Raw genomic sequence first — 22,752 nt, 5'->3', positions numbered from 1 at the left:
TTACGCTTTGCGGCGGAAGGTTCTGAGGTAGTTGAAGCCGGATGCCTTCAGCGCCGGGATGTCATCCACGACGACGCCCGCATGCTTGTCGATATGCAGGACAACCCCGACCGTTCCCGGCACAATGTAGGTGCCGAGGTGGAAATCTCTTTTGGCGACATTGCCCATGAGGACGAGATCGAGTTCCTTGGCTTCCGCCGTTGGGACTTCCTCCCATGCCTGCCGCTCTTTGTGCGAGAGCATCGCCTCGGCCTGGGCTCGGGTTGTGGCCTCAACGGGATCGATGTCAGGCATTTGGACGCCAGCAAGTTCCCGCTGGATATGCGCGGCGAGGCCGTAACAGTCATAAGCCGCTGGGCCGCGCTCTCCGATCTTGTAGGGCTTGCCGATCAGGCTCTCATAGAATGCGAGACGATCCATCACGACACCTGCAGGAGGCTTGGGAAGCGTACCATGTCATAGACCTCGCGCATCACGCGCATGTTCTGCGGACGGGCGATGGCGAGTTGCCCTTCAAGCTGCCGTGCCGTGCGCTTCACGTTGCGCAGGATCAGCTTGTAAGGCCCCTGCCCGACCGTGTTGGGATCGGAGGCCAGATAGCCGCGGAAGATCGCCTGAATGGGCACGTTGAGCTTCACGGCCTCATGGAGGTAGCGGGAGGCCTCCCGGTTGACATTGTCCAACCTGATCGTTGCCTCTGCCCCGAGGTTGCCAATGCGGGGATAGTCGATTTCAAACGGGATCGCCTTGAACGGGACTACAGTGCCGCCGCCGACCGGGGCGCCATCCTCAAGCCGGAAGTTGACATCGACCGTGTTGCGCACGGCCCGAATTGGAGCAGGCTGGCCGTTCTCCACGAACGTCGGATGGATCAGCTCAATCGTGATGAGCATGACCTCATCCTTGGGCGCAGAAGCAGCTGCCTCGGCCCAGGCTTGCGTGGCGGAAATCGGCACTTAGAGATCCCACACATCGAGGGAGAAGGAGACGTGGATTTTATTGCCCATGCGGTTCGCAGTGTACTTGCCGCCCTCGCGGAGCTTGACGCGCCGCACAGGGCACCCGGTCAGATCCCAGACCGGCATCTCAAACTCGGCCGCCCCATGCGAGAGCGTGTCACGGACAAAAGCCTTGAAGGTCAGGAACTGCGCCGTGGTCATGGGGATTGTGCGGGGCACGGTGCCGATGACCGTTGTGAACTGACGACGGCTCCGGGTGTTGCCCGCCGTCATCTCGCTCTCCAGCACGCCACGATGAGGCTCATCGATGCCGGTATCCGCAAGCGGCTTATGCGGCACCGTAGCGGGCCAAACAGGAAGCGGCATCAACGACCTCCCATCGGGGAGACGCCGAAGCGGCCTTTGAACACTTTATCGAAGTCTCCATTGGCAACCATTCCGGCCATCTCGTTCATTAGCTGCACACGCAGACCAGGTCCTTTGGGACCATTCGTCTTTTGAACAGACGCCTTCGTGCCTGGAGCCTCGATGATTTGGACGTTGTAGCCGCCACTCGCGCCGCCTCTCGGGACCGCTGCCGGTATGGCGGGTATGCCTACAAAGCCGCCCTTGGCGAACCCTGGGAACTTGCCGAAATTCATGGCGTCCAGCAGGTCGCGGTGCTGCTTCGTGGCCTTAGCATTGACAACATACTCGCCGTTGCTGAGCCGGGCCGTGATGCTGTCGCTAGTCCCGGTGCCTTTACCGCTTACATAGCCGCCTGTCGCCATCTTCGGCCCGAGGGGTTGGAAAAGGCTGCTGAAAAGGCTCCCGAGCCCGCCGCCACTCTTCGGGTCGAATATGCTGTTGATGGCGATATCGATCAGCCGGTCGCCCACGCGGGCCAGAGCATTTTGCAGAGCGTCGGCGGCGCTCACCCCGTTCATCAGGTCCGAGACGAACCCCTTTAGACTGGAACTCGCCAACTGCTGCCACTCTGCCTGTGCTGCCTGGGCGTCTCGCAACTTCTCGCTGGTCTGGGCATAGGCTTCGGCCAATTGCTCGATATCGGCCCGCTGGGCGTCGGTGAGTGTCACGCCATCGCGGCGAAGGGCGTTCTCGACCTCCATGAGCGTGCGGGCCTTTTCACGCTCGACATTGCTCTTCCCGAGCATATCAAACTCAAGCTCCCGCGCCCTGGTGGCATTCTGGAGGTCGGCGATTTCCTGAGCATAGGCTTCTCGCGCGCGCTCCGCATCGCTCGCAGCCCGCCGCGCGCCTTGTTCCGCCTTCCGCTCCGCCTCCCTGCGGGCCTTCTCGGCGGCAGCCTCAGCCTCTCGGTCGCGGAGGCGCTGCTGTGCCTCAAGATAGGCGCTATCAACCTGCGCCCGCTCGCCGGGGGTGCGGGCATTCTCGATCGCTCGCTTGTATGCCTCCTCGGCTCTGAATTCGCCCGTGGTCGGCAGACCGATCCTGGCAAGGTCGGACAAGGCGCTCTTGAGTTCCTTAACCGAGCCGACTTGTCCCGCCGCAACATCACCGATGAGCCCAATGGCGCGGCGAGCAGTATCAAGGGCGGTCTCTACATCGTAGGCCTCTTTCGACAGAGACAGCAATTCGGCTGCCAGCTTCTGGATCTTCTCATCGCCGGGGTTCTGGTTCGCCACGTCGGCAACGGCCGCCTGGAAAGCTCGAATATTCGGGGTTCCGTTCTGAGCCTCGTCGCGCAGTCTCTTGACGGCCCCCGCGAATGCGTCGTACTTGGCCGCCGCCTGATCCACTTCCGCAGTATCAACCTCAATCGTGCCGATGTTGGTCATGACGCCGCTCGGCGTGGCGCTCGCGGCCCGTGCGATCGTCTTGGCAAGCTTCTCTAGGTCCTCCTGTAGCTTGACAATCGAAGCGCGGGTTTGCGCCTCGAGCACGGCCGTGCTCTGCTTGGCATAGTCCTCAAGCCCTTCTGCCGCCTCGCCATAGGCATCCTTGATCTGCTTGATCAGGTCGGCATGGGTCTTCAGTTTGTCATCGAGGCTCTCAACATCGCCGACCGCCCCGGCAATGTACTGGATCGCCGCGCCGCCTAGGGCGATGATGCCGATGGTTGCGAGGCTGATCGGGCTCACAACGGAGGCGAAAGCAGCCCCGAGCGACTTGACGGCGCCTGCCGCCCCGCCCTTGCTCTCGCCCAACACCGCTGCGATCTGCGTGCCCTGCTGAAGGGCGACGGTGAGCGGAGAGGTGCCGCTGGCAAGCTGAACGCCAATATCCTGAAACTGGGCAGCCAGGTTGGCCGTCTGGCCCTGAACGTTGTCATTGAGCGCCTTAAAGCGGCTCTGGATCTTGTTGGTTTCCTTCTCGACCGACCCGGTTAGTTTCTGCATCTCCTTATTGAAGGTCGTAAAACGAGCCTCCATTGATACAACAAGGCGCTGAAGATCAGTTGATTCGGCCATTGGAGATGCTCGATGTGGGGAAGAGTGGCAGCGGCCACGATCATTGCGGGGTTAGCAGGCTGCAACCCGTTCGGCTCGCCTGACGATCCGGCGGTTACTGCCTGCGAAACAAGCATGAGAAGCTTGATGAAGGTGCCTTCATCCTACAGCAGGGAAAATAGCTTCATCGAAAAGAACGAAGCCGTCCTGATTTATGAGGCTAAGAACCCGATAGGTGTATCCGTAAGGAGCACAGCAACGTGCCGCTTCCATTTGGAAGATGGATCTTTCAAACTCGCCAGTATCTGGGTTAACAACCGCCCGATTACGCAGATCGAGTTTCTCGCGACTGTTTCCGCGAGACTCAATGCCAACTTGATGACCATCCGCCAAGATGAGACAAAGCTGAAAGCGCTTTAACCCAGCCTCGCCACAAGGTCGTAATATTCTTCAGCGGTTGGAGCCTCTATCGGCTCCTCTGCGCCTTGCGAGGCGTTCCAGCCTTCGACAGCCGCTGCAAGCTCCCAGAGGGTCATTGCCCGAACCTCTGAGGGCGTGAACCCTAGGACTGCACCTCTTCCGTAGAGAGCGGCGGCGGAGAGGCGTTCGCCTCCGGTGCTCCCGTCGCCGCTTCGTCTTTTCCCACTGTCTCGCGGGTGTCGCCCACCAGAGCCTTCAGGAGGATCGCCCGCGCCAGAACAGCCGCCTCAAGCAGCCGACCGGGAACCACGTTCTCCTCAACGAGCGCCTTGGCCCGCTTGGCGTCCGTGCCGCCGCCCATGAGGCCGAGGCGGATGGGCTCTTTCAGGTCGGCAATGCGCCATTCCCCTGTGCCGATCCGGTTCAGGACCGCAGCGCAGCCGCTGTCGAGTTTCTCTTCCAGGGCGAGCAGCTCGCCAATGCCCAGACGGAAGACGCGCTCGTCTCCCGCCCAGACCTGTTCAAACGATGCGTCTGCACTCACGGAGTGGTCACCACGTTGACCGGGCCGTCCGAGGTGAGCTCGATCTCGTACTGGATCAAGCCGTCTTGGTCGCCGGTGATGTTGAACGTGGTTAGGTGATACTTGCCCTCATAGGTACGGGGGCCGACTGCATAGTCAATCACCACGCGGACATTCCGGGAGTCTACGTCCTCGAAGAACTCTTCCCAGGTCGTGATGCTCTCTTGCGCCAGCGTGCCCGAGCCACTGATACCCGAGGACAGGGCGCCCTTGGCTCTCTCTGTCCAGACTGGGGCATCCGGGTCGCTGCAATCAGCGACGTTGAAATCGTTCGTGGATGCTGAGCGGTTGAAGGACTTCGTATTCAGGGCGCAGGGAGCGGCGAAAACTTCAGGATCGGCACCGTCTCCGATCATGATAAGCAGCTTCGAGCCGCGCAGGGTAGTTGGGCGAGCCATAACAGTTCTCCGATGTGAGAGGGTTAGTCTTTGGGCTGTGTCAAAGCCCGGAGTTGGATGCGAGCGCGGCTCGTCAGTCCATCGCTGTCGCGCTCATACGCGATCGTCTCAATCTTCATGAGTTCGAGCGTATGACCGGATAGGGTAAGGTCGCCATTGTGGAAGCGGGCGCGAATGGCCGAGGCGATCTGCTTGACCTGCGGAAAGCCGACCTCGCGGGACCAGGCATCAATCTGGATCGTGCTTTCGGTGCCCTCGTAGCAGTCCTCATCGACCGGCACGGATTGCCCGCCGCCGACTGTGATGCGCGGGAAGGGGTTGCTGTCAGGCACCCGATCAAAGACATTGGCGCCGGCAGGCGTGCCAAGAGCCTTCAGAGCGGCCACTATAGCGCCTTGGAGGGCTAGACTAGGGTCGCTCATGATTTGCTTGCTACCGATCTTGCCGCCTTGCGGGTGGCTCGGGTAATGCGCCCCCGAATGCGCCGCCGCAGCGATCTGTAAGATGGAAAAAAGTAGGGGTTCGCAGCCATCTTCGCAGTCCCGAACTCCTGCCAGCGAGAATAGAACGCTTTGTCGCTGCCCGCATACACAGTCACCCGCAGTTCCGCCTCATCAGAGCTGCCTTCCGCGAGAACCATGGAGCCCTTTGGGGCCTGCCCGAAAGTCCAGCCGATGGAGGCGCGAAGAGCCCCGCTTTCGACAGGGGCAAGACGACGGGCCATTGCCGCCATCTCTTCGGCGCTCTGTGCCAGCGCTGCCCGGATCTCATCCTTGGCAGCCTTGGGCAAAGCTCGGAGCTTCGCCCGCAGGGCAGCGATGCCTTCAACGGCCATCGGGTCAGCCCTTGGCCTTGCTCTCGGTCGTTGCCGGGGTCTCAGCTATGTCCTCAATTACACCGGCCGCCTTGGCGGCTTCGTAATGCGCTTCGGGGATGCGGTACTCCTTCCCGCCGTCGTACGCCACCTGGCGCTGGCCGTCGATGCGGTAGGTGTACGGCTTGGTGAACTTCACTTTCTGAGCCATGATGCTTCTCCTTAAGTGGCTACGCCGAGGGTACAGGTCAGGATGTTCCACGCCCGCTTGCCGTCAGGGTCGCGGATGTCGTGGATGTTATAGATCTCGGAGGGCTTGCGAGCGTTCACAGCCCGCCATTCCGGGGCGATCTGAACCGTCTGCGACGACCAGCGGACCTCGATCTCGACCGGGCGCACGCCCTGAAGGCGCTGGGCGAGAACCTCTTCCCTGCCCCGCGCCGGTCGGATGTTGGCGGCAACCGTGAAGACATCGGCCCAATCGCCGGTCTGCTCATTGCCGTACTCGTCCGAGACGGTGCCGCGTCGTTGAAAAGTCACGCGGTCGCGAAGCTGTCCTGCTGAAGGCATCCCTCAAGCGTCCTTAATATGGCCACGGTTGATAGGCGTTATGGGGCCGTGCGCTATTGCCCCCCAAGAGCGCCAACGCCCCAGCTGAGGGTCCTTGAACCCGATCTCCCCAGCTGGGGCGTTCCTATTTCTGGGCTACTCCCCATGCTGAGAGTCATGCCCATCTGGGGCAGCACCTATCGCCTTCTGGAGCATTGAGTGGGAGGCAAGGCAGGCTAACTTTTCAGGTGTGGCTTGTTAGTTGCCCCTTCGGCCACCAGCGCCCCAGCTGAGAATATCGCGAACCTTTCTCGGCTGGGGCGCCCCACTCCGAACACCAAACGTTTACCAAGTCAGTTCAGGATGTCCTCACCGGGCGCGTTGTGTATCAGCCCGGACAGATGCAGCGTGCTCAGACGCTGTTGACGCTCTGGTTGAGGTTATCCTGACAGCACCTCAACCAGGGCGCTTCTGCTTTAACCATCTCTTAGGGATTTCGTTGACGATCGGCGCGTGGACGCTACGCTGTCCTTCGTGGCTCCGATCCCCATCGGGCCACCAGCGCCCTGGTTCTGAGCCCGCCCGCTCTCAGCTGGGGCGTTTTACTTTGGGTCAGTCACGGTAGGGCGTGAGCGGGGCGCGGTGTACCATCTCTAGGAAAAAAGCGAAGCCAGCAAGGTAACCGATTGCTATGTAAAGCATTATCTCCTCCCTTGAGGAAAGAAACAGCCAAGCTATTGTGTCAGTTCCATGACCAAGGTTAGGCTGGATTATGCGAGGGCCGCCGTGTTGGAGAACAGTCACGGTTGAGGATGGCACGGCGGCGAATGAGGTCGCTCACCCCAGAACCGCATTCGCAAAATTCTGGAACGCAGCGACGAGCGTGTCCCGAACCGTGGTGTTGCTCCATGCGATGTGAACGCCATCGCCACCAGCGTTATACCCGCCCTTCCAGACGTTTGAGTTTCGCGCTGTCGAGCACAGATCGGACAGTTCGAACGTGGCACCGAAGTTGCCTACGCCGCTCTGCGACCGCAGCCAGTCATTGACCGCGTGAAGGGTCGCGGCCCCAGTGGTGAGCGTTGTCTTTGGTGGCAAGGTGGCAAAGTGCGGAGTCACGCCCACATCAGCGCAATGCTGGGCGATGGTGTTATACCAGCCCTGCATTTCCGCCAGCGTCCGTGTATCGCTGATGTCGTTGGTGCCGTGGAAGAAAAAAGCGTGGCCAACTCCAAGGCTAGTCATCATGGCCTTGCGGCGGGTAAAGCTCGTTGCCACGCTGGAAAGAGGTCGTCCAGTGTAGCAGGAGATGATGCAAGCGCGGTTGTTGGAGAAGACGCGGCCCCAGGCGCGGTTGCCAAAGGCATCAACGCTGGCCCCGGTCTGATCCACCGTGTTGCTGTCGCCCTCGATGTAAACGGCGGGTTTGGCCACCGCTTGCTTGCCACGGATTGCCATGGGGCCGAAGGCAGGCACAACACCTGCGCCCGCACTTGGAACCGATCCAACCGCAGGGACCGCTCCGCTGCCGCGTCGAGACACCTCGGGCGGGTTGATGCGGTGATAGGTTGGTATATAGGCAGCACTCGCCGCATGAGTGAGAAGAGTATAAATGCGGATCTTAGCCCCAGCCGGAATAGCAAACGGCAGGGCGATTGCGTCCGACCATGCGCCTTCGACCCCTGTGGTAAGTGTCTGCGTTGCCGCCCCGCCGAACGTCACCGGGTACTTGGCGCCGCCGATGGGGTACTCGACCACGGCGCTGACCGTGATGGTCGTGTTGGTAGTTGCCTCACCCGCGCCGACCACGCCCCAGGAGGCGTATTTTAGCTGAAGGTCGTTCGTCTCCGACACGATGTCGAAGTCGAGCATGTTATGGTGCCAGGTGTTCGTGCCGTCATATCCGACCGTGTTGAGGTCGTAGGTGCCCGGAACCTTCATGCGCGAGGTCGCGGCGTTCAAGACCGTTAAGGCTGGCGCACCCCCGCCCACCGGCCGGTCAGCGACCACGTTGAGCGCATCGACGGCCAGCCGATGCCCGCCTGTGCCACCGAGCTTCGCAGAGATCGCGTTCAGGGCGTCAATCGTGAACCGATGCCCAGCCGTTGCGCCGAGCCGGGTGGCGATCGCGTTTAGGGCGTCGATGTTGAACCGATGCCCTCCGGACCCGCCCAAGCGCACAGCCCACTCGTTCAGAGCGTCGATGTTGAAGACATGCCCGCCCGTGCCACCATAATCCTTTACGATGTCGTTGAAGGCGTCGATCTCTAGCTTGAAGGTGGCCAAGATGCGGGATCCTAGACGCGAAGCACTCGGTGGGAGTCGATCAGTTCGCGGGCGCGGAGGGTTCTTTCTCCCGTCGCGGAGCCGTCGAAGAGGTCTTCAAGCTTCAGAAGCGCGGCGGTCTTGAACTGGTCCAATACGACCAGGCTGGTAGGGGCCTCCGTCAGTCGGCACTCGTCCAGCGCCCACCGCTGGGCCGCCCGCAGAAGGATGCCGAGCCGCACATCATCATCGGTATGATCGATCCGGAGATAGGCCTTGGCCTCCTCCAACGTGACAAACGGCTCGGCCATGGGTTATTCGCCCTTCAGGTTCTTCTCGACGGCTTCGGCCCCGCTCAGGGTCGGGTCGTTGAAGTCGATGCGGTTCTGGTCCTCGGTCGTATCGGCGCGAGGATTGTCATCGACGGCAGGATGGGACGGATCCACATCCGGAACGGTCTGAACCGGGGCGCCAGAGGGAGCGAACTCGGTCGCAGGAGCGATGTCCGCCTTCTTTGGCTCGGTCTCAGCCGCAGCAGAGGTCTTCTTGGTAGCCATGGTCTTTCTCCTTCGAAGGGGTGAAAAGTCCACCTACAAAAAGGGCCCCAGAAAGGGGCCCTGATTGTCGTCGTTTTAAGGTCGCTTAGGCCGCGATGCGCAGGGCCCGCATGGGCTCCGGGTTGTAGACCCCGCCGCCGACGCGCTTCGTGGTGTAGAAGTGCACGAAGGGCTTGTTGGTGAACGGGTCGCGCAGAACGCGGATGCCGACACGATCGACCACGAGGTAGGTGGCCGCCATATCACCGTAGAGAGCCGCGACATTGCCCGCGCCAACAGCCGGCATGTCAGGGATCTCAACGATAGCTTCGCCTGCGAGCGTGGCCGGCTGACCGGCGGCAAGAGACGGCTGCCAGAGATAGGCTCCGCTGCTGTCCTTGAGCTTGCGGAACGCGGCCTGTGCGCCACGGCCCGTATAGAGTTTCGCATTGGCACGGAACTCGTTCGGCAGGCTGTAGATCAGGTCGATCATGCCATCGGCCGTAACGGTTGCCGCAGCACCGCTGTTCACCACCTGGATAGCACCCCACGGATGGCGGGCCGCAGCCGTGCCGCCCGTAACATAGGTCAGGATGCCGTGCGGCTTGTTGGTGCCGTCGCCGGAGAGGAACGCGATGCCCTCCTGCCGTGCGAACTCGGTTTCCACCTCGTCGGCCAGCCACTGCTCAAGATCGATCGCCGCGTCATCCAGCAACTGCTGCGAGATGGCCGGGTTGGCGTAGATCTCACCGAGCGGGAAGTCGAGCTGACCGATCTGCGGGGTGGAGGTGGCAGGACGGGCAGCCGTCTCACCGACCCAGCCGGAACCGACAGCGCGGTCGGTAAACAGCTTCTTGAAGCCGGCTGCCGTGATCGAGATCACGCGGGCATTCGCACGGATCGGAGAGATCTGCTTGAGCTTGCCGGTGATGGTGCGATCCCACTCCACCGGAGCGAGGTAGCCGCCATCCACATCGGCGCCCTTGGTCATGGCCGCCTGCACATCGCCCTTGCGCATGTGAGCCTTAAAGGCCTTCACATACTCAGGATCTGCCGGCAGATCACCGATCACGCCATCACCGAGGTTGGCAGCGGCGATCTTGGCGTTCATCTCGTCGATGGCGGTCTGGAAGTTGGTGACAGCGGCATCGATGCGCTGGACCTTTTCGTCCAGAACAACGTCAGCCTTGCTGTTGAGCTTTTCTTCGTGGCTCTTTTTGAACTCCTCGAAGGCAGCCTGAAGCTGGCCGATCATGACCTTTGGGTCGGAGACATCGGCGCGAACACCGAGAGCCGAGATGGCGCGGGGGAAGCTCACCGCGCCGGCTGCCACGAGGGCGAGGGGCGCGACAGCCGACACAGACGAGGCAGCTTGGACGACATCGCCCATGGCGAACGCCGCATCAGAGATGGAGAACATGACAACGGCAGCCAGCGCCGCGACCATGAAGCAGTGCACGAAACGAGACATCAAGGTCTCTCCTTTACGATTTCAGGGATGCGATAAGCCCGGCTAGGCCGGAGTAGTCTTCGCCGTCAGCGCCAGGCGTAACAGCGGGGTCAATGGCAGCGCCGGGCGTGCCCTTGATCTTGTTGATGCGGTCCCGGGCCTGTGAGCGCGTCAGTCCCGCCGAAACGAGTTGAAGCTCCATGGCGCGGAGCTCGTTGACACTCCGATCCTGCGCCTGCGCGTCGGTGTCGGTCGTCAGTTTGTCGGCGGCCAGAAGAGCGTCAGCGAAGCCGCGCTCGATCGCCTGGGATCCGGACATGAAGGTCTCGGCATCCATCCACTTCGCGATAGCCTTGGGATCCTGACCGGAGCGGGCGGAATAGACTTCCACCATCGCCGCGTCGAACGGCTCAAGGAAGTCCGCTGTCTCGCGCATGTCGTGGCGGTTGCCGATCGCCAGAACCCAACAGTTATGGATCATGAGGAAGGAAGCGGCCCCGATCTCGACCGTGTCGCCCGCCATGGCGATGATGGAGGCGGCAGAGGCCGCCATGCCCATGATCTTCACCGTGACCGGCTGCGGGTGCTCGCGCAGGACATTGTAGACCGCGATCCCTTCGAACATGTCGCCGCCGGGCGAATTGATTTGCACTTCGACCGGGCGGTCACCGATTGCACGAAGTTGCGATGAAACCTTTTTCGCCGTGACACCGCCGCCGCTCCAGTAATCCTCACCAATGGCTTCGAACATCGTGATCACGTTGTCGCCGCGCTCAAGGGCACGGATCCCTGCCGCATCTTCCGACCAGCGGTCGAAGACCTGGGGCTTGGTGAGAGCCGAAACATCCCGCCGCGCAGGAAGAGGCATCGCGCCAGGGCGAGCCTTGGCGAAAACGCGAAGGTTTCGATGGTTACGCATTGCTGTTCCCGTCATCGAGAGCAGGGCCGCCGTTATGGCCCAGAATAGATTGCGGAGCCTCACGCTCCGGGAGGTCCATGACATCGCGGACCTCATCGACGTGCATCCAAGGCTGATGCCCGCCTGATCCGAGAGCCTTGGCGAGGAAGTCGGCCTGATCCTTCAGGGAGCCGCGCAGAAGAGCGCCCGGGTTGAACTTGGCCTCGTAGCGTTCGGCCTCGTCATCTGTGAGGAGGGAGCGCTCGATGGCCTGCTGCCATGCCTCAAACCAAGGGTTCAGGGCATAGGCGACGAAAAACTGCCCGAGGGCCTCGATGCCCGAGCCCCAGGAGGTCTCATCGACCATCAGAAGCGGGCGCGGTACCCCCGAAACGCGGCCAATCTCCTCGACCTGAAGCTTCCGGAGCTCGGTCATCTGCGCATCACGCGCATTCTGGCCGAACTGCAGATAATCCATCCCTTCCTCAAGGATGAGGTTCTTGCCGGCGTTCTCGGCGCCCTCTTTCTCGGAAAGGCTGGCCTTCAGGCGGTTGAAAGCCTCGTCGGAGAGCTTGCTCTTGTGTTTCAGGGCCCCGCCGACAAAAGAACCGTTCTTGAAGAGGCGGCCGGCAGCCAATTCGGCACTCAGTGCGAGGCCGATCGCCTCCTTCGCCTGCTCCACCAGAGAGAAACCATTGAGGCCGTCAAGCGACAGGCCGCGAAGGTGAAAAATATCGCTCGCACGATACTCGATCCTGCTCCCCGTCTTAGGCTGATATTTGTAGGAGACGGTCCAGTTGTCATTGAGTGTCGCCTCCATGCGCTTCGGATCCAGTGGCACGAGGCGAATGATCTTGTCTCGACCCAAACGGACATCCCGAGAGCGCACGATCAGGGCATAGGCATTGCGATGAACCAGCGCTCGGAGTTGCATCAGGGCGCGGAAGTCAAAGGCGCTCTGCCAGTCGTTCGGCTTGCGGTGCAGAAGGCGATGCAGCGGGTGCGCCGTCGCCTTCTCCTTCGTCTCCTTCTCAATCAGGTTCAGCGGCAGCATGCCGATCGAGTTGGCGATCAGGCTCACCGCGCGAAAGAATGCAGGATTGCGGAGTGCCGTCTCCGGGTTGACCGTGAAGCCGGCCGCCGAGAGGAACCCGTCCCGCAGGATCTCAATGACGCGGGGATCGTCCAGCGAGTAGACGACCGTTCCGCCGCTGATGTCGGCGCGGGGGCTTGCACCCTGCCCGGCCGCCTCCGGTGCGCGGCGGAATAGGTTCCAAAAGCTCATTCGCTATACCATCAGGATGCCGCGCTCTTCGTAGACTGACGGTCCACCAGAGGCCTCGGGGTTACGGCTCATCAGCACCACGGCATTGAAGCTGGCGACGAGCGGGTCGATTTTGGCCTTCCCAGCCGTTTGTTTCGTGATCAGCACGGCGTTTCCGCGCTGCTCGGCCTTCGCGTTGCCCACGCACCAGGCCATCATGTCTTGCCCTGCGTGCCAGAGAGTGCCGTCCTTCAGTTTCCGCTCCATACCCCAGACCGCCGAGGAGAGCCGGAATCCCTGAGGGACGCCGGTCATCTGATCATCCGCGATCCCGCGAGCTGCGAGCTCGTCCACCATGGCGGCGACACCTTGCGGGTCGAAGCCGATGCCATGCTTTTCGGGCAAAAGGCCTGCATCGTTGATCCGCTCCACGATATCCGCGACATCCGTCACGTCCTGGGTCGGGTTCTCGCACTTGGTCAGGGCTCCAGCGGCGATGAAGTCATTCAGCCGGGGCACAATCTCCTTGCGTTGCTCGAAAACGTCGTCATGAGCCCAGGCGTGGTTCCAGAGGAGCCAATCCCGCGTCCTCTTGCACCGTCCAATGACCGCTAAGCCGAGAAGGTCGTCCAGGCCGCCGCCGTCGATGCCGACCACTGCCACCTCAGACCGTTCGATGATCTCATCAAGGGTCAGGCTCTCGTCGGCTGCATTCAACCAGTAGCGCGCGCCGGCCCAGGCATCGTTTCGGAGGGCGAGACCGACCTCCACGTTGAAGTGCTGCGAGGCGAGAAGAGCGAGAGCCTCAATCCCCTCCTCTTCCGCCTTCAGAAGCTGGTTGGCGAGGAAGGTCTCATCGACCGACCGTCCGAGGTTCGGATTGACCAGCCCCCAGGTCTCCCGGTTCTTCCATCCGCCGTTTTCGACTACCTTCTCAGGCAGCTCGTAGAGGATCGGAAGGAGCGGAAGCTTCAGTTGACCGTCCCTTACCTTGCGAGCCGTTGCCAACTCGGACTTGAACACGCCCTGCGGCGGTTCCTTGCTCTGCGTCGTCACCTGAATGAGGAACCCATCAGGTCTGGCCGCCAGAGCACCGCGGATCTCAACGAAGATGTCGGCCGCGTTCGACTTCTTGGCGAAGACGTGGGTCTCATCGATCAGGATGCCGGTCGATTTCGAGCCCGTGATGACATCCGTGTCGGCCGCCTTCACCTGAAGGGTTGCGCCCGTCCGCCGATGGGTGATCGTGCGGATGTGCTGCTGCCCCTGAAAGAGCTTTGCCAGTTCGCTGTCAGCCTGGATGATGCCCCAAGCCTGCTTGAAGGCGATGTCCGCGATCTGCTTGGTGGGCGCAATCAGCAGAAACTCTGCCAAAGGCCTCCGGTTGACGATCAGGGCCACGACCATGATGGCCGCTGCCCCGCTGGACTTGGAATTCTTCTTCGGCACAAGCCAGAAGAACTCCTGAATCATGCGCCGATGGATGGCCGGATCATAGGCGCCGAAGATGGCCGCGACGATCGGGAGTAGCCACTCTGTTCCCGCCTCCTCCATGGTCGGTTGCCCGATCACATCGGGGATCTTCAGCCGGTTGAAAATGCGAACCGCCCTCGCCGCTTCGTCCTCAAAGAGCGGGAGATCCGGAACGAGCGTGCGCCCGCTCATGATCCGCTCTTCCCAATCGAGGCAAGCTGTCGACCAATCCCTTTCCATCAGTTGAACACTGCGGGCCCGCCGAGATCATCACCCCAGCCAGTGCCCTCACCGGCTGTCTGAGCGGCTTCCTGGGCCTGCTCCTTCTTGCCAGCGGCTTTGTCTGCCGGCTTGGCGTGAACGAAGGGGGCTGCCGCCACCGCCATCCGATCGCGGCGGGCATCGTCAGCCTTCTCGTCGTTCATCACCTCGAGCATGTATTCGAGCGGGTTCAGCTTCGATTTGCGGGCCGCTCTCTTGATGTCGCCTGGCACCTTTTCAAGCGCCTTTGCCTTCGGAGACTTGGCGCTCTTGGGGCGACCGGCTCCGGGCCGATATCCGCCACGAGGCATGTTTGATTATCCCTTTGAATTTGTGCGTCTGAAATCAAACGACAGGAAAAATTCTGCAAATGAGGGGGGCGCGGGTGCGGCGGTCTTGGCCGATCCTGAACTTTTGCCCCCCCGGGGTGGGGTGTCAGGCCTCGTCGGGCACCTCGCCCACCTCGACCATCACCGGAGGGTGCATGGTGCCAAGCACCGTGAGATGGACAGGTGCGCCGGCATTCAGCCTCTCCAACTCCTCAGGTGTCGGCATCCATGCGGTCGTCATGGCAGGCGTACCCTCACCATTGACCGAGCAGTTGATCACCTCGTCACGCAGAGGTAGGCCGAAGTAACCTTGGCTCTTGCCGATGATGCGGGTAGCGCCCCTTACGAAGCCGATCATCATGGTGTCTGCCCTCTTGCCCTGCGTGCCCTTGCCTTGGCTGTCTTGGCCTGATGGTGAGCGTGACACAGAAGTTCAATGTTGCTCGGGTCCAGATCAGCGCCACCGTCCTTACGTTCGATGATGTGGTCTGCGATGATCCGGTCTGTTGAACCGCACCTCTGACAGAAGGCGCCTCTCTGCCTCTTGATCTGGGCTACCAGCTTCCTCCACTCAGGGGAGGAGTAGAACGGCTCTACGATCTTGGGAGGGCTCTTGAGCCTTGGAGCTACCGAGGAGAGCCTGGGCTTGATGTTGGTGAGCTTACCCATCAGGCCAGTTTGAGATCCCGGCGCATGGTCTGCCAGTTGTCGAACTGCATTATGTAGACCTGATTGCGCCTGGCTTCTGAGAGTTGAAGCTCAACCTGATTTTCTCTCAGGGAAAGGGTGAGGAAGCGGCGCAGCAAATCCATGATGCTACCTCAGCGGCTGAGAAGGAGATACCAGATCACCATGGCCTCAGCCCAGATGATGAAGCTGAGGAACAGGATGAGGATGCGCAGGCGTGACGAGGGCTCCATGCCGCTACCTCAGTAACCCCAGCCTCTCAGCGATGCTCTCTTCAACGTAGAGGTTGGGGCTTATCTCTACCATTATCTCGTATGTGCTCAATATGCGTCGCTGTGTGGTAGCGCACACGCAAATATCTACATCTATGGTATTGTTCTAAATACTCTGATGATAATCAGCAGATTACAAGCTATCCTTAGCTTAAGCTTTGTGCCGCCAACACAACACATCTAGGGGCATCCTCTTCTTACGTGGAGAAGGGCTATGTCACTCCCAAAAATTCTTACCGCAACCTTTGCAGTTGGGCTGTTGAGCATGAGCGCCATAAACGCTCAAGCCCGAGACTACCGAGTTGAATCTGAAAGCACAAAGAGGATCAATCTTCGTGTCTGTGATGATAGAGTAAGATTGGATGTCACCGGAGACAGGGACACGGACCTCGATTTCCGTATCATCAGCTCAAATGGCGACCAGATCTTCCGTGATGATGATTTGGATGATCGGATGACCACAACCCTGGACAATAGCGATAGCAGCGACTGCAGCCTCTACACTCTCTATGTCGTGAATCTTGGCGATGTTTTCAATGAATTTTCTGTCGACTTGACGCCTGTGAGAGCGTCTGCGTCGCGCAGCGCAAGCTACGAATGATAGTACGAGCAAAACCAAAAAGAAGAAGCTCCTGGCGAATACCAGGGGTTTCCTCTTTGTTAGGCTCCGGGGTCTATTCGCGTATGTCCAAGCACACAAGCTAAAGGCGGATAGGCGGACCACGTAGCCGTTGGCGGCCCCGGGGCACACTTAGGTGAGTCCCGCTGCAGTCTTTAAGCGCAGACGAACTTCTGATCTGCACAATCTATATCTACCCGCGACAGAGCCTGCAGTAGAGAACGCCGCGCAATCATTGCGCCGGGGCTATCACTCTAGCCCTAGGTGCTTACGCGCTTCAGTTATAATCGGCCGTACACTAGTATCGAGATCTGGCGGCAGGTCTCTCATCGCTTTGTAAGCTGTCTTCAGTGCTGCGTCTAAATCCGACTCTTCGCTCCAGGGCAGGGTCTTCATGCCGTATGGATCGAATGTCCAACTTGCCTGCTGCGTCGCTCTAACTTTCCGGAAACACTCATCAACAGCGGCTCGCGCTGTCTTCGATCCATAAAGGGATGCTTCCCATGCTGTCCGTTCAAACTCCTCGTGCGCGATCTGGACTAAGCTCCACCAATGAGGATCGTCCCTTCCTTCGTCTTTCCAGATAAAGGCGCTTTGAATTCTCTCATTAAGCGCCCTCACGCTTCGTAACATACGGATGTACCAGTCGAGTTGGTTATCGAACGCCTTCTGCTCTCGATAACTCCTGACAGCATGCATTGAGCCACGGTATGAGCCGATGAAGGCGGCGATGAGCGCCGATAGAATAGCTCCGATAGCTCCGAGCCAACCCGACCACACTGAACCAGTTTGAGCCTCAGCCGGTAGGCACATAACCAAGAGGAAGACCGGAGGTAGGATAAACTGCTTCATGGCAGCCTCGCATCATCGGAGTTGCTCTGACGCGCTACGCTGATCGACCTACAACACCACTTTACTGAGCATTAGTGCAAGCTTCGCACTCTGAGAGACAGCGGCCTTGGCTCCGTCTCTCTTACGCGGTCGTAGCTCAAAGCCCGAAGGCGAGCACACTGCACCACAAGATGACAGTATAACTAGCACTATGCAGCTAGGGTTTCAATCCTGTCGAAGGAGTTTGTCAACAACAGGGTTTCCCCTTCCACAATATCGAACACGGTCGCCGGGAATGTCTCCTGTATTCCGTCACCACTCCACAATGCAGCGACCAGCGGCCCGCTGATCTTATCTGCGAACCTCTGGAGCTGCTTGCTCCCGAAGGGTCCCATGACCCGGTAGAACGGGCGCTCGCGCAGAGTGCCGGCATCATAGACGACCTCCTGCCCTTGCTGATCGATGATGGTGAACGGCTTGTCCGCTGCTACAGCCCTGTCGTGATAGGCCCACAGGTCCTCATGCCCACACCGATCCTTGTGAAGACCCACGAAGAGATAGCCAGCCGCGGGGCGCTGCTTGATCTCGAATGTCTTGCCCTTGGCCCGGCCCATTCCCCTTACGTCGACGGGCTGGTAGGTGGCGAAGCCTGCCGCCTCTAATCCCTGCTTCACCTTCCCTTCCCGCTTCGCATCTACCCTAACGACGTACCATCTGAGGTTCTCGTCAATGACGACCTTGAGGCGCTCCAGGCGGACAAAGTGAGTGGGCGTGACCTTCGGAGTTTCGAGGCGTTGGCGATTGTGCCTCTTGCGACGGTTCTTCTTAGCCATGTGCGGGGGCTTTCACTGGTTAAGGGTTAGCGGGGATCAGCAGACAGGGCGAAGCGCGGGAGGTTCGTCATGCTGCTGCCTTCCATTCCATGCGGGCGATCATGTTGGAGATGGTCCGGGTTGGGATGCCAAGGATCTCGGCAACCGTGCCCTGGTTCATGTGGATGCCGTAAAGGCGCAGGACCTCGCCCTCGTCCACCTGGCGGCGGGCGGGCTTGAACTTGATCGAGGGCGGAAGCCTCTTGGCGTGGTAGCAGACGGCCTGATACGAAACGCCGAAGTCATTGCCGATCTGCTCCAGCGTTTCCTTGGTCCGGCGCCGAGCCCTTAGCCGATCGTAAAGTGCCTCGCGCTGCCTGGCGCTCAGCTTGTTGGGACGCTGCTCTCTCATGCCTCGTCTCCCTGGCGGCGGCGGCACTGTGCTCTCAGATCCTCATAGAGGGCTTGGCGCAGCACCTTCCAAAACTGCGCCCGCATGTTCACTTCCCTGCCCTTCCTCATGGTGCAGGCCTCTTGATGGTCGGGAGGGTGGCTCGGATGGCGTCGGAGACGTGAACATCTCCCCAGCCTTCAGACTTGAGACGGGCCAGCGCGGAATGCGGGTCTTCCGGCACCTTGGCCTTCTCTTTGGCTACCATCTGAGGCCGCACCTGCTCTTCCCAATACCGGACAGCCCGCGCCCTCTCTTCGGTGGTGGCTTCATTCGGCGGCTGCATTCTCGACCTCCTGCATCTCACGGAGCCCAGCCAAGATGCCCTTGCTGGGGTTATTGAGGATCCGGTCCTTGCGGGCCTGATCGTCGGATGTCTCGGCCTGGCGCTTCGGCTTGCCGGGGCCGCGATCTTCGGGGCTCGCCGCATTGGCGATGTTCTGCGTGAGGAGATGCAGATGCTTGCGACGCTCAGCCATCTCAGCCTCGGTCGGGGGCTGATAGCCCTCAGCATCGAGCACCATTTGCAGCCCGATCCTCTGGCCCATGGCAGCAGCCAACAGCCCCTTGGCGCATTCGTGCAGCACCCGCTCCGGAGGCGGGAAGGAGGCATCGTGCTGCTGGCCGATCTCACCCTTGAGCCACCGGGCGTAAGCCTCCCGTACGCACCAAGCAGGGAAGTCCCGCAGGACGATCCGATAACCCTCAACCCGGGCCCGCATCATGTCGTCGTCCTGACGGGCCGTGGCGTACCGGAGCATCACGGCGCCGATGGTGGCGTCGATCTCCTTGACCGGTCCCGGCTGGGCCAGAAGCTCCAGCTCGGCAACCCTACGCTCGATATACGCCCGCTGTGTCGGGTTCGGCATCGAGGAAGCGGGTACGGTTACGACCTTCCGGCCATGCGCCCCGATCCGATAGTCGTCGTTCTTCCTCAGATCCATGCAGGTCAGGTTCAGGGTCGTAGCCCATGATGGCAGCGAGACGAGATCCGGAGCTTCGGGGTTGAGCGGGGGAATTGGTTCGACCGTTGCGATTGCCTTGCTGGTCATTTCGGGGGCCTCGGGAGTTGAGCATCACGCTGCGGGCGTAGCTGAAGGGGTCGCGGGTTCCGGCATGCAGAGCGGCGTCGATGCCCTGCTTCACGACGTCGGGGGGATGGTCTTTCAGCGCCTTGCCGATCCACCTGCCGACGCTGGCTTCCGATTTGCCCGACAGGTCGGACAGGGCAGCTTTCGAATTCCAGATTTGGTCGTTGATCGAAACTTCAGCCGGGTCGCTGACGGCAGGCAGCGCCGATCCGTCAGGATCGGAACCGGGGGAGGTAGGAGGGGGGTTAGAGTTATTATCATTGGGGGGAACCTGGGAGGGGGTGTCACGCTCCGTCACGCCCTGTAACGCGTTGTCACGCGTGACATGCGTGACAGGCTTACGATCACGCTCTCTCTTCCGACGCTGACGCTCAGTAGCCTGCTCTCGTTTGGCTGCACGGCGAGCTTCGTCAGCAGCAGCCTGCCCGGCCAGCTGAGCCTTCATGATGGTTGCCATCTGTTCAGCTGTGAGGCCGGCAGCTACCATTGCGTCGATCATCTCGGGAGTGAGGCTCGTCAAGCCGCACCTCGCTTATTGAGCTCAGCAATGGCCTTGGCCTCGATCTCATCCAGCCACGTGCGGACGCGAGCGCTGCCGAAGGCCTCCTCAGCCATTGCAAGTTTCTTGATGCTCTGAGACGCTGCCAGACGAGACTCGACATAGTCGGGGTACTTGCTGGCCTTCTCTTCACGCACGATGACGAAGTAGAAGAAGCCTTCCAGCGCCTGATCTTTTGAGATGTTGAGAGCTTCGGCTTGACGAGTAAAAGCGATCATGATGCCCACTCTCCGAAAAGGGGTGCCGAGTGATCACCTCCAGATTTCCACCTCTTCAGACCGCGGGGGCGTAAATGGCAGACAAGACTGGCTTTAAACTTTGGATCAAACTGGCCTTGCTTATAGGCGCGGCCATTTTCCTGACGGCCATAGGCTTCGGACTCGCCGATAGCTGCGATAGTGGATTTGCGGCACGCGCCATCAGGAAGAAAGAGGCTGCTGGCTGTGGTGAGTTCTGGACCAACCGGTATCAAACCTTGGTAACAGGTTTCCTTGCTGCGGCTATTGCAGGCTGGGCGGCTGTAAAACTCATCGAGCAGATAGGAATTATGAGGAAGGGCAACCACATGCTCGAAGAGCAGCTCGCAATGGAGCGCGCCCGACGCGATGAAGAGCGCAAAGTCAAAACGTCCGAGTTTTTCGCTATCATCAGCGCTATGAGGAACCTGACTATGCAGGCACGCAATGAAATTGTGATGAGATTGGAAAGCAATGAGCACCAGTTGGCGCTTGAAGCTAGGATCGAAAGGTTCCGCTATCTTGGCAATGAGATGCTGGACGCTGAAGGCATTCGCCTGCTTGATGGATGCCTCAATACTATCAAGATCTATACTGCTAACGAAAGATTTACCCGTGACTCGCTGTCTAAAACGGACCACGGCAAGATGGATTTGGACTCGCGGCTCCGCAATGGTGCCGATAATTTCATACACGACGCACTGCCTGCTCTTGAGCAATACGCCCGAAAAAAGCTTGGCTACTAGATCGCTATGTTGCATCGACTTGATTTTAGAGAGATGACTCCACCTCATGCCCGCACCTCTGCGAACTTGATGCGCAGGCAGCCCCAGCCCTGGAGGTTGGCGCGTGCATCGTCGAAGGTGTCGGCTACGGCGATCTTCCAACCTCGTGCACGTGCACGCGCGTGAAAGGCCTCTTGGTTCTCGTTGAGGGTCTTGCCCCGGCGCTTCAGCTCGAGGCCGTGGAATACGCCCTCAGGGGAGACGAGGATGAGGTCAGGCCAGCCGGGCTTGGTGCCCATCCGCTGCAGCTTCTCCGCCGTGCGCTTGGCGCGCAGCTCTCCGGCCGGAAAGTGAGTCCACTCCCAATCGATCCGGCACCAATCCGTCAGGAAGTCAGCCAGCGCACATTGCAGAGCGATCTCTTTCGGATCCGGCAGCTCAGCAGCCGTGACAAGCTCGCCCGTGAACAGCGGTAGCCGAGGCCGGGGGGCTCTCTTACGCGTACGCGTGCACGCACGAGGGGCTGACATCAGATCATCCCCAGCGCTTGCATGTACATCTCGAGGATGGCGTCCTCTTCCTGACGCTCGGCGAAATCCTTGCGACGGAGGGCCACAACCTTTCGCAGCACCTTCACGTCGAAGCCATTCATCTTGGCTTCCTTGTAGATGTCGGACTTGTCGCCGTTCAGGCCCTTGATCTCCTCTTCGATACGCTCAATGCGCTCGACAATGGCCTTGAGCTGATCGGCTGCGACGGACCCGGTGTTGAAGGCTTGATCGTCCATCAGGCAGCGCTCCCGCGGATCGGAGTGACAGTCGCGGGCTTCAGATCGTTGCGGAGCTCGGCCAGCTCCTTCTCCTCAGCGGCCGCTGCAGCATCGATGGCAGCCTTCTCGCGAGGATCGATACGGCCATCGGCCAGAGCGTCAGCAATGGTGGTGGAGAGCTTCGCCTGTGCTCGCGTCGTGTCGGCAAGGTGCCGGATCAAGCTGTCGCCGTCGGCTTCTGCAGCCTCACGCGGCACCAGCTTGAAGCCTGCCAGATCCGCAAGAACCTGCAGCGTCTCAGGAGTGCCGCCGCGGCGCACGATCTCCATGGTGATGTCGAGCAGGACATCAGCCGGCACATGCGTCGTGATGTTCTGTTCGGAGATGGACGAGTAGCGGGAGATAAGCGCCTGCCCTACTCGGCTCTTGCTGGCGGCGACAACCACGCCACCAAGGCGATCAACATCAGCGTCGAAGGCGGCTTTGATGGCTGTATAGGGGTTGCGGACGTTCATGGAATATTCGCCTATCGAATTGAGATGAGGCTGGCGCCCGGACCGGCGATAACGGTAGCCGTGGAAGCGGGGGCTGAAACGAAAGCGCGGGCGGCATGAGGGGCGGTTGAGCCGCCCGCGCTCTTCTCATCGGCAGCAGATACCAGGGAGGCGCCGATGGAAGGGGAATGGGGGATGAAGCCGTCATGGGTGAGGAACCAGAAGCGGCCCTTCGCGCAGAAGCGGAAGCGGGCGCGCGGCATCAGGCAGCCACCTGCTGAGACGGAGCTGGGCGCGGGACATCAGATGGCCATTCAGCGCCCTCCGGCCAGTGATCCGAAAGCCACTGGAATGCCTCCTGGAGCCGGCGAGACCCTATATCTCCGCCGTTTTTGAGCAGAAGGATCCGCTTCCCGTCATTGAAGAGAAGCGTCGATAACCTCGCAGCCGAGATCCGACGCGCTTCGCAGAAGGGGTCAAACAGGGTGAGCAAGTGATCTACGGTGAGCATGTAGCCACTATGCGGGAAATTAACCGCGCTTGTCAACGGTCTATTTCCCGCTCACCTATGGAGTTCGGCGCGGGTAGTATCCCGC

At 60.5% G+C, this 22,752-nt stretch carries 35 protein-coding genes; 3 read left to right on the top strand and 32 right to left on the bottom strand.

What is annotated here, in order from left to right; genetic code table 11:
• The 4 genes from MA07_RS13925 to MA07_RS13910 are packed head-to-tail and all read right to left on the bottom strand — an operon-like array spanning position 1 to position 3,319.
• Positions 1-420 (bottom strand): NlpC/P60 family protein, encoded by a 420-nt coding sequence (locus tag MA07_RS13925; protein ID WP_152568870.1) that lies wholly within the window; start codon positions 418-420, stop codon positions 1-3.
• The gene (locus tag MA07_RS13920; protein WP_036351765.1) at positions 420-956 is read right to left on the bottom strand and encodes a DUF1833 family protein; all 537 of its coding nucleotides are present in this window, start codon (positions 954-956) and stop codon (positions 420-422) included. The genes MA07_RS13925 and MA07_RS13920 overlap by 1 nt, the downstream gene beginning before the upstream one ends.
• Positions 957-1,325: a hypothetical protein gene (locus MA07_RS13915; RefSeq protein ID WP_036351762.1), complete on the bottom strand. Its 369-nt coding sequence runs from the start codon at positions 1,323-1,325 to the stop codon at positions 957-959. It lies immediately after the preceding gene.
• Positions 1,325-3,319 carry a phage tail length tape measure family protein gene (locus tag MA07_RS13910; RefSeq protein ID WP_160195438.1) on the bottom strand — a complete coding sequence of 665 codons (1,995 nt, stop codon included), beginning with the start codon at positions 3,317-3,319 and terminating at the stop codon, positions 1,325-1,327. Before MA07_RS13910 ends, MA07_RS13915 begins: the two co-directional genes overlap by 1 nt.
• 84 nt (positions 3,320-3,403) lie before the next feature.
• Between MA07_RS13910 and MA07_RS13905 the strand changes: the two genes are divergently transcribed.
• A complete protein-coding gene (locus tag MA07_RS13905) occupies positions 3,404-3,790 on the top strand; it encodes a hypothetical protein (protein ID WP_036351757.1) in 387 nt (128 codons plus the stop codon).
• Positions 3,791-3,932: 142 nt separating this feature from the next.
• Here MA07_RS13905 and MA07_RS13900 read toward each other — a convergent pair whose 3' ends face one another.
• From MA07_RS13900 to MA07_RS30495, 17 genes are all read right to left on the bottom strand, one after another.
• On the bottom strand, positions 3,933-4,334 hold the full coding sequence (locus tag MA07_RS13900; protein ID WP_052003160.1) for a gene transfer agent family protein: 402 nt from the start codon (positions 4,332-4,334) through the stop codon (positions 3,933-3,935).
• Positions 4,331-4,771: a phage tail tube protein gene (locus MA07_RS13895; protein WP_036351754.1), complete on the bottom strand. Its 441-nt coding sequence runs from the start codon at positions 4,769-4,771 to the stop codon at positions 4,331-4,333. The genes MA07_RS13900 and MA07_RS13895 overlap by 4 nt, the downstream gene beginning before the upstream one ends.
• 23 nt (positions 4,772-4,794) lie before the next feature.
• A complete protein-coding gene (locus tag MA07_RS13890) occupies positions 4,795-5,193 on the bottom strand; it encodes a DUF3168 domain-containing protein (RefSeq protein ID WP_036351751.1) in 399 nt (132 codons plus the stop codon).
• Entirely contained in the window at positions 5,190-5,606 is a 417-nt protein-coding gene (locus MA07_RS13885; protein WP_036351748.1) for an HK97-gp10 family putative phage morphogenesis protein, read from the bottom strand. The genes MA07_RS13890 and MA07_RS13885 overlap by 4 nt, the downstream gene beginning before the upstream one ends.
• A gap of 4 nt (positions 5,607-5,610) precedes the next feature.
• Complete coding sequence (locus MA07_RS13880; RefSeq protein WP_036351745.1) at positions 5,611-5,796, bottom strand: hypothetical protein; 186 nt, start codon at positions 5,794-5,796, stop codon at positions 5,611-5,613.
• An 11-nt stretch (positions 5,797-5,807) separates the two neighbouring features.
• A complete protein-coding gene (locus MA07_RS13875) occupies positions 5,808-6,155 on the bottom strand; it encodes a phage head closure protein (RefSeq protein WP_036351742.1) in 348 nt (115 codons plus the stop codon).
• Positions 6,156-6,971: 816 nt separating this feature from the next.
• Entirely contained in the window at positions 6,972-8,420 is a 1,449-nt protein-coding gene (locus MA07_RS13870) for a hypothetical protein (protein WP_036351738.1), read from the bottom strand.
• A gap of 11 nt (positions 8,421-8,431) precedes the next feature.
• On the bottom strand, positions 8,432-8,710 hold the full coding sequence (locus MA07_RS13865; RefSeq protein ID WP_052003158.1) for a head-tail connector protein: 279 nt from the start codon (positions 8,708-8,710) through the stop codon (positions 8,432-8,434).
• A 3-nt stretch (positions 8,711-8,713) separates the two neighbouring features.
• A complete protein-coding gene (locus tag MA07_RS13860; protein WP_036351735.1) occupies positions 8,714-8,956 on the bottom strand; it encodes a hypothetical protein in 243 nt (80 codons plus the stop codon).
• 85 nt (positions 8,957-9,041) lie between these two features.
• Positions 9,042-10,406 carry a phage major capsid protein gene (locus tag MA07_RS13855; RefSeq protein ID WP_244445250.1) on the bottom strand — a complete coding sequence of 455 codons (1,365 nt, stop codon included), beginning with the start codon at positions 10,404-10,406 and terminating at the stop codon, positions 9,042-9,044.
• Between the two features lie 13 nt (positions 10,407-10,419).
• Positions 10,420-11,304 (bottom strand): head maturation protease, ClpP-related, encoded by an 885-nt coding sequence (locus MA07_RS13850; RefSeq protein WP_052003157.1) that lies wholly within the window; start codon positions 11,302-11,304, stop codon positions 10,420-10,422.
• Complete coding sequence (locus tag MA07_RS13845) at positions 11,297-12,568, bottom strand: phage portal protein (protein ID WP_052003156.1); 1,272 nt, start codon at positions 12,566-12,568, stop codon at positions 11,297-11,299. The genes MA07_RS13850 and MA07_RS13845 overlap by 8 nt, the downstream gene beginning before the upstream one ends.
• Positions 12,569-12,571: 3 nt before the next feature.
• Complete coding sequence (locus tag MA07_RS13840; RefSeq protein WP_244445249.1) at positions 12,572-14,212, bottom strand: terminase large subunit; 1,641 nt, start codon at positions 14,210-14,212, stop codon at positions 12,572-12,574.
• Between the two features lie 47 nt (positions 14,213-14,259).
• A complete protein-coding gene (locus MA07_RS13835) occupies positions 14,260-14,592 on the bottom strand; it encodes a hypothetical protein (protein WP_036351726.1) in 333 nt (110 codons plus the stop codon).
• A gap of 124 nt (positions 14,593-14,716) precedes the next feature.
• Positions 14,717-14,971 (bottom strand): hypothetical protein, encoded by a 255-nt coding sequence (locus MA07_RS13830; protein ID WP_036351716.1) that lies wholly within the window; start codon positions 14,969-14,971, stop codon positions 14,717-14,719.
• Complete coding sequence (locus MA07_RS13825; RefSeq protein ID WP_036351713.1) at positions 14,968-15,279, bottom strand: HNH endonuclease signature motif containing protein; 312 nt, start codon at positions 15,277-15,279, stop codon at positions 14,968-14,970. Before MA07_RS13825 ends, MA07_RS13830 begins: the two co-directional genes overlap by 4 nt.
• Positions 15,279-15,422: a hypothetical protein gene (locus tag MA07_RS30495; protein WP_200879369.1), complete on the bottom strand. Its 144-nt coding sequence runs from the start codon at positions 15,420-15,422 to the stop codon at positions 15,279-15,281. Before MA07_RS30495 ends, MA07_RS13825 begins: the two co-directional genes overlap by 1 nt.
• Positions 15,423-15,783: 361 nt before the next feature.
• Between MA07_RS30495 and MA07_RS13820 the strand changes: the two genes are divergently transcribed.
• Positions 15,784-16,170, top strand: coding sequence for a hypothetical protein (locus tag MA07_RS13820; RefSeq protein WP_036351711.1), 387 nt, complete (start codon positions 15,784-15,786; stop codon positions 16,168-16,170).
• A 267-nt stretch (positions 16,171-16,437) separates the two neighbouring features.
• Here the strand turns inward: MA07_RS13820 and MA07_RS13815 are convergent, their stop codons facing one another.
• The 7 genes from MA07_RS13815 to MA07_RS13785 form a co-directional block, all read right to left on the bottom strand.
• Positions 16,438-17,040, bottom strand: coding sequence for a hypothetical protein (locus tag MA07_RS13815; RefSeq protein ID WP_036351708.1), 603 nt, complete (start codon positions 17,038-17,040; stop codon positions 16,438-16,440).
• Positions 17,041-17,228: 188 nt separating this feature from the next.
• Positions 17,229-17,852 (bottom strand): transcription termination/antitermination NusG family protein, encoded by a 624-nt coding sequence (locus tag MA07_RS13810; protein ID WP_036351706.1) that lies wholly within the window; start codon positions 17,850-17,852, stop codon positions 17,229-17,231.
• A gap of 67 nt (positions 17,853-17,919) precedes the next feature.
• Positions 17,920-18,243 (bottom strand): hypothetical protein, encoded by a 324-nt coding sequence (locus tag MA07_RS13805; RefSeq protein ID WP_036351703.1) that lies wholly within the window; start codon positions 18,241-18,243, stop codon positions 17,920-17,922.
• A 106-nt stretch (positions 18,244-18,349) separates the two neighbouring features.
• Positions 18,350-18,568 (bottom strand): hypothetical protein, encoded by a 219-nt coding sequence (locus MA07_RS13800; protein ID WP_036351701.1) that lies wholly within the window; start codon positions 18,566-18,568, stop codon positions 18,350-18,352.
• Positions 18,552-19,151, bottom strand: coding sequence for a hypothetical protein (locus MA07_RS13795; protein ID WP_152568869.1), 600 nt, complete (start codon positions 19,149-19,151; stop codon positions 18,552-18,554). Before MA07_RS13795 ends, MA07_RS13800 begins: the two co-directional genes overlap by 17 nt.
• Complete coding sequence (locus tag MA07_RS29645; RefSeq protein WP_152568868.1) at positions 19,114-19,893, bottom strand: hypothetical protein; 780 nt, start codon at positions 19,891-19,893, stop codon at positions 19,114-19,116. Before MA07_RS29645 ends, MA07_RS13795 begins: the two co-directional genes overlap by 38 nt.
• Positions 19,890-20,150: a hypothetical protein gene (locus MA07_RS13785; protein ID WP_152568867.1), complete on the bottom strand. Its 261-nt coding sequence runs from the start codon at positions 20,148-20,150 to the stop codon at positions 19,890-19,892. The genes MA07_RS29645 and MA07_RS13785 overlap by 4 nt, the downstream gene beginning before the upstream one ends.
• A 74-nt stretch (positions 20,151-20,224) precedes the next feature.
• On the opposite strand from MA07_RS13785, the gene MA07_RS13780 reads away from it, so the two are divergent.
• Positions 20,225-20,914, top strand: a complete 690-nt coding sequence (locus tag MA07_RS13780; protein ID WP_036351688.1) for a hypothetical protein — start codon at positions 20,225-20,227, stop codon at positions 20,912-20,914.
• A 44-nt stretch (positions 20,915-20,958) separates the two neighbouring features.
• Here MA07_RS13780 and MA07_RS13775 read toward each other — a convergent pair whose 3' ends face one another.
• Genes MA07_RS13775 through MA07_RS13760 form a run of 4 tightly spaced genes read right to left on the bottom strand, consistent with a single transcriptional unit; the run spans position 20,959 to position 22,419 of the window.
• Entirely contained in the window at positions 20,959-21,423 is a 465-nt protein-coding gene (locus tag MA07_RS13775) for a VRR-NUC domain-containing protein (RefSeq protein ID WP_036351684.1), read from the bottom strand.
• Positions 21,423-21,680, bottom strand: coding sequence for a DUF2312 domain-containing protein (locus tag MA07_RS13770; protein WP_036351681.1), 258 nt, complete (start codon positions 21,678-21,680; stop codon positions 21,423-21,425). Before MA07_RS13770 ends, MA07_RS13775 begins: the two co-directional genes overlap by 1 nt.
• Positions 21,680-22,177 carry a phage regulatory CII family protein gene (locus tag MA07_RS13765; protein ID WP_036351679.1) on the bottom strand — a complete coding sequence of 166 codons (498 nt, stop codon included), beginning with the start codon at positions 22,175-22,177 and terminating at the stop codon, positions 21,680-21,682. Before MA07_RS13765 ends, MA07_RS13770 begins: the two co-directional genes overlap by 1 nt.
• Positions 22,178-22,188: 11 nt before the next feature.
• Complete coding sequence (locus MA07_RS13760; protein ID WP_036351674.1) at positions 22,189-22,419, bottom strand: hypothetical protein; 231 nt, start codon at positions 22,417-22,419, stop codon at positions 22,189-22,191.
• Positions 22,420-22,752: the final 333 nt, after the last annotated feature.

It is taken from the genome of Microvirga sp. BSC39 (assembly GCF_000739015.1).
Classification (GTDB): domain Bacteria; phylum Pseudomonadota; class Alphaproteobacteria; order Rhizobiales; family Beijerinckiaceae; genus Microvirga.
Note: the sequence above shows the minus strand (reverse complement) of the source record. Positions and strands in the feature narration are given on the sequence as shown.

What these genes read in the sequence shown, in the direction of transcription:
- MA07_RS13885 (WP_036351748.1), bottom strand. Translation starts at nt 5,606, where the DNA reads ATGGCCGTTGAAGGCATCGCTGCCCTGCGGGCGAAGCTCCGAGCTTTG.
- MA07_RS13855 (WP_244445250.1), bottom strand. Translation starts at nt 10,406, where the DNA reads ATGTCTCGTTTCGTGCACTGCTTCATGGTCGCGGCGCTGGCTGCCGTT.
- MA07_RS13925 (WP_152568870.1), bottom strand. Translation starts at nt 420, where the DNA reads ATGGATCGTCTCGCATTCTATGAGAGCCTGATCGGCAAGCCCTACAAG.
- MA07_RS13915 (WP_036351762.1), bottom strand. Translation starts at nt 1,325, where the DNA reads ATGCCGCTTCCTGTTTGGCCCGCTACGGTGCCGCATAAGCCGCTTGCG.
- MA07_RS13835 (WP_036351726.1), bottom strand. Translation starts at nt 14,592, where the DNA reads ATGCCTCGTGGCGGATATCGGCCCGGAGCCGGTCGCCCCAAGAGCGCC.
- MA07_RS13760 (WP_036351674.1), bottom strand. Translation starts at nt 22,419, where the DNA reads ATGCCGCGCGCCCGCTTCCGCTTCTGCGCGAAGGGCCGCTTCTGGTTC.
- MA07_RS13810 (WP_036351706.1), bottom strand. Translation starts at nt 17,852, where the DNA reads ATGGCTAAGAAGAACCGTCGCAAGAGGCACAATCGCCAACGCCTCGAA.
- MA07_RS13805 (WP_036351703.1), bottom strand. Translation starts at nt 18,243, where the DNA reads ATGAGAGAGCAGCGTCCCAACAAGCTGAGCGCCAGGCAGCGCGAGGCA.
- MA07_RS13795 (WP_152568869.1), bottom strand. Translation starts at nt 19,151, where the DNA reads ATGCCGAACCCGACACAGCGGGCGTATATCGAGCGTAGGGTTGCCGAG.
- MA07_RS30495 (WP_200879369.1), bottom strand. Translation starts at nt 15,422, where the DNA reads ATGGATTTGCTGCGCCGCTTCCTCACCCTTTCCCTGAGAGAAAATCAG.
- MA07_RS13770 (WP_036351681.1), bottom strand. Translation starts at nt 21,680, where the DNA reads ATGGACGATCAAGCCTTCAACACCGGGTCCGTCGCAGCCGATCAGCTC.
- MA07_RS13830 (WP_036351716.1), bottom strand. Translation starts at nt 14,971, where the DNA reads ATGATGATCGGCTTCGTAAGGGGCGCTACCCGCATCATCGGCAAGAGC.
- MA07_RS13785 (WP_152568867.1), bottom strand. Translation starts at nt 20,150, where the DNA reads ATGATCGCTTTTACTCGTCAAGCCGAAGCTCTCAACATCTCAAAAGAT.
- MA07_RS13875 (WP_036351742.1), bottom strand. Translation starts at nt 6,155, where the DNA reads ATGCCTTCAGCAGGACAGCTTCGCGACCGCGTGACTTTTCAACGACGC.
- MA07_RS13895 (WP_036351754.1), bottom strand. Translation starts at nt 4,771, where the DNA reads ATGGCTCGCCCAACTACCCTGCGCGGCTCGAAGCTGCTTATCATGATC.
- MA07_RS13860 (WP_036351735.1), bottom strand. Translation starts at nt 8,956, where the DNA reads ATGGCTACCAAGAAGACCTCTGCTGCGGCTGAGACCGAGCCAAAGAAG.
- MA07_RS13890 (WP_036351751.1), bottom strand. Translation starts at nt 5,193, where the DNA reads ATGAGCGACCCTAGTCTAGCCCTCCAAGGCGCTATAGTGGCCGCTCTG.
- MA07_RS13825 (WP_036351713.1), bottom strand. Translation starts at nt 15,279, where the DNA reads ATGGGTAAGCTCACCAACATCAAGCCCAGGCTCTCCTCGGTAGCTCCA.
- MA07_RS13880 (WP_036351745.1), bottom strand. Translation starts at nt 5,796, where the DNA reads ATGGCTCAGAAAGTGAAGTTCACCAAGCCGTACACCTACCGCATCGAC.
- MA07_RS13910 (WP_160195438.1), bottom strand. Translation starts at nt 3,319, where the DNA reads ATGCAGAAACTAACCGGGTCGGTCGAGAAGGAAACCAACAAGATCCAG.
- MA07_RS13820 (WP_036351711.1), top strand. Translation starts at nt 15,784, where the DNA reads ATGTCACTCCCAAAAATTCTTACCGCAACCTTTGCAGTTGGGCTGTTG.
- MA07_RS13845 (WP_052003156.1), bottom strand. Translation starts at nt 12,568, where the DNA reads ATGAGCTTTTGGAACCTATTCCGCCGCGCACCGGAGGCGGCCGGGCAG.
- MA07_RS13905 (WP_036351757.1), top strand. Translation starts at nt 3,404, where the DNA reads ATGTGGGGAAGAGTGGCAGCGGCCACGATCATTGCGGGGTTAGCAGGC.
- MA07_RS13775 (WP_036351684.1), bottom strand. Translation starts at nt 21,423, where the DNA reads ATGTCAGCCCCTCGTGCGTGCACGCGTACGCGTAAGAGAGCCCCCCGG.
- MA07_RS13865 (WP_052003158.1), bottom strand. Translation starts at nt 8,710, where the DNA reads ATGGCCGAGCCGTTTGTCACGTTGGAGGAGGCCAAGGCCTATCTCCGG.
- MA07_RS13765 (WP_036351679.1), bottom strand. Translation starts at nt 22,177, where the DNA reads ATGAACGTCCGCAACCCCTATACAGCCATCAAAGCCGCCTTCGACGCT.
- MA07_RS13840 (WP_244445249.1), bottom strand. Translation starts at nt 14,212, where the DNA reads ATGAGCGGGCGCACGCTCGTTCCGGATCTCCCGCTCTTTGAGGACGAA.
- MA07_RS13815 (WP_036351708.1), bottom strand. Translation starts at nt 17,040, where the DNA reads ATGAAGCAGTTTATCCTACCTCCGGTCTTCCTCTTGGTTATGTGCCTA.
- MA07_RS13850 (WP_052003157.1), bottom strand. Translation starts at nt 11,304, where the DNA reads ATGCGTAACCATCGAAACCTTCGCGTTTTCGCCAAGGCTCGCCCTGGC.
- MA07_RS13780 (WP_036351688.1), top strand. Translation starts at nt 20,225, where the DNA reads ATGGCAGACAAGACTGGCTTTAAACTTTGGATCAAACTGGCCTTGCTT.
- MA07_RS13800 (WP_036351701.1), bottom strand. Translation starts at nt 18,568, where the DNA reads ATGCAGCCGCCGAATGAAGCCACCACCGAAGAGAGGGCGCGGGCTGTC.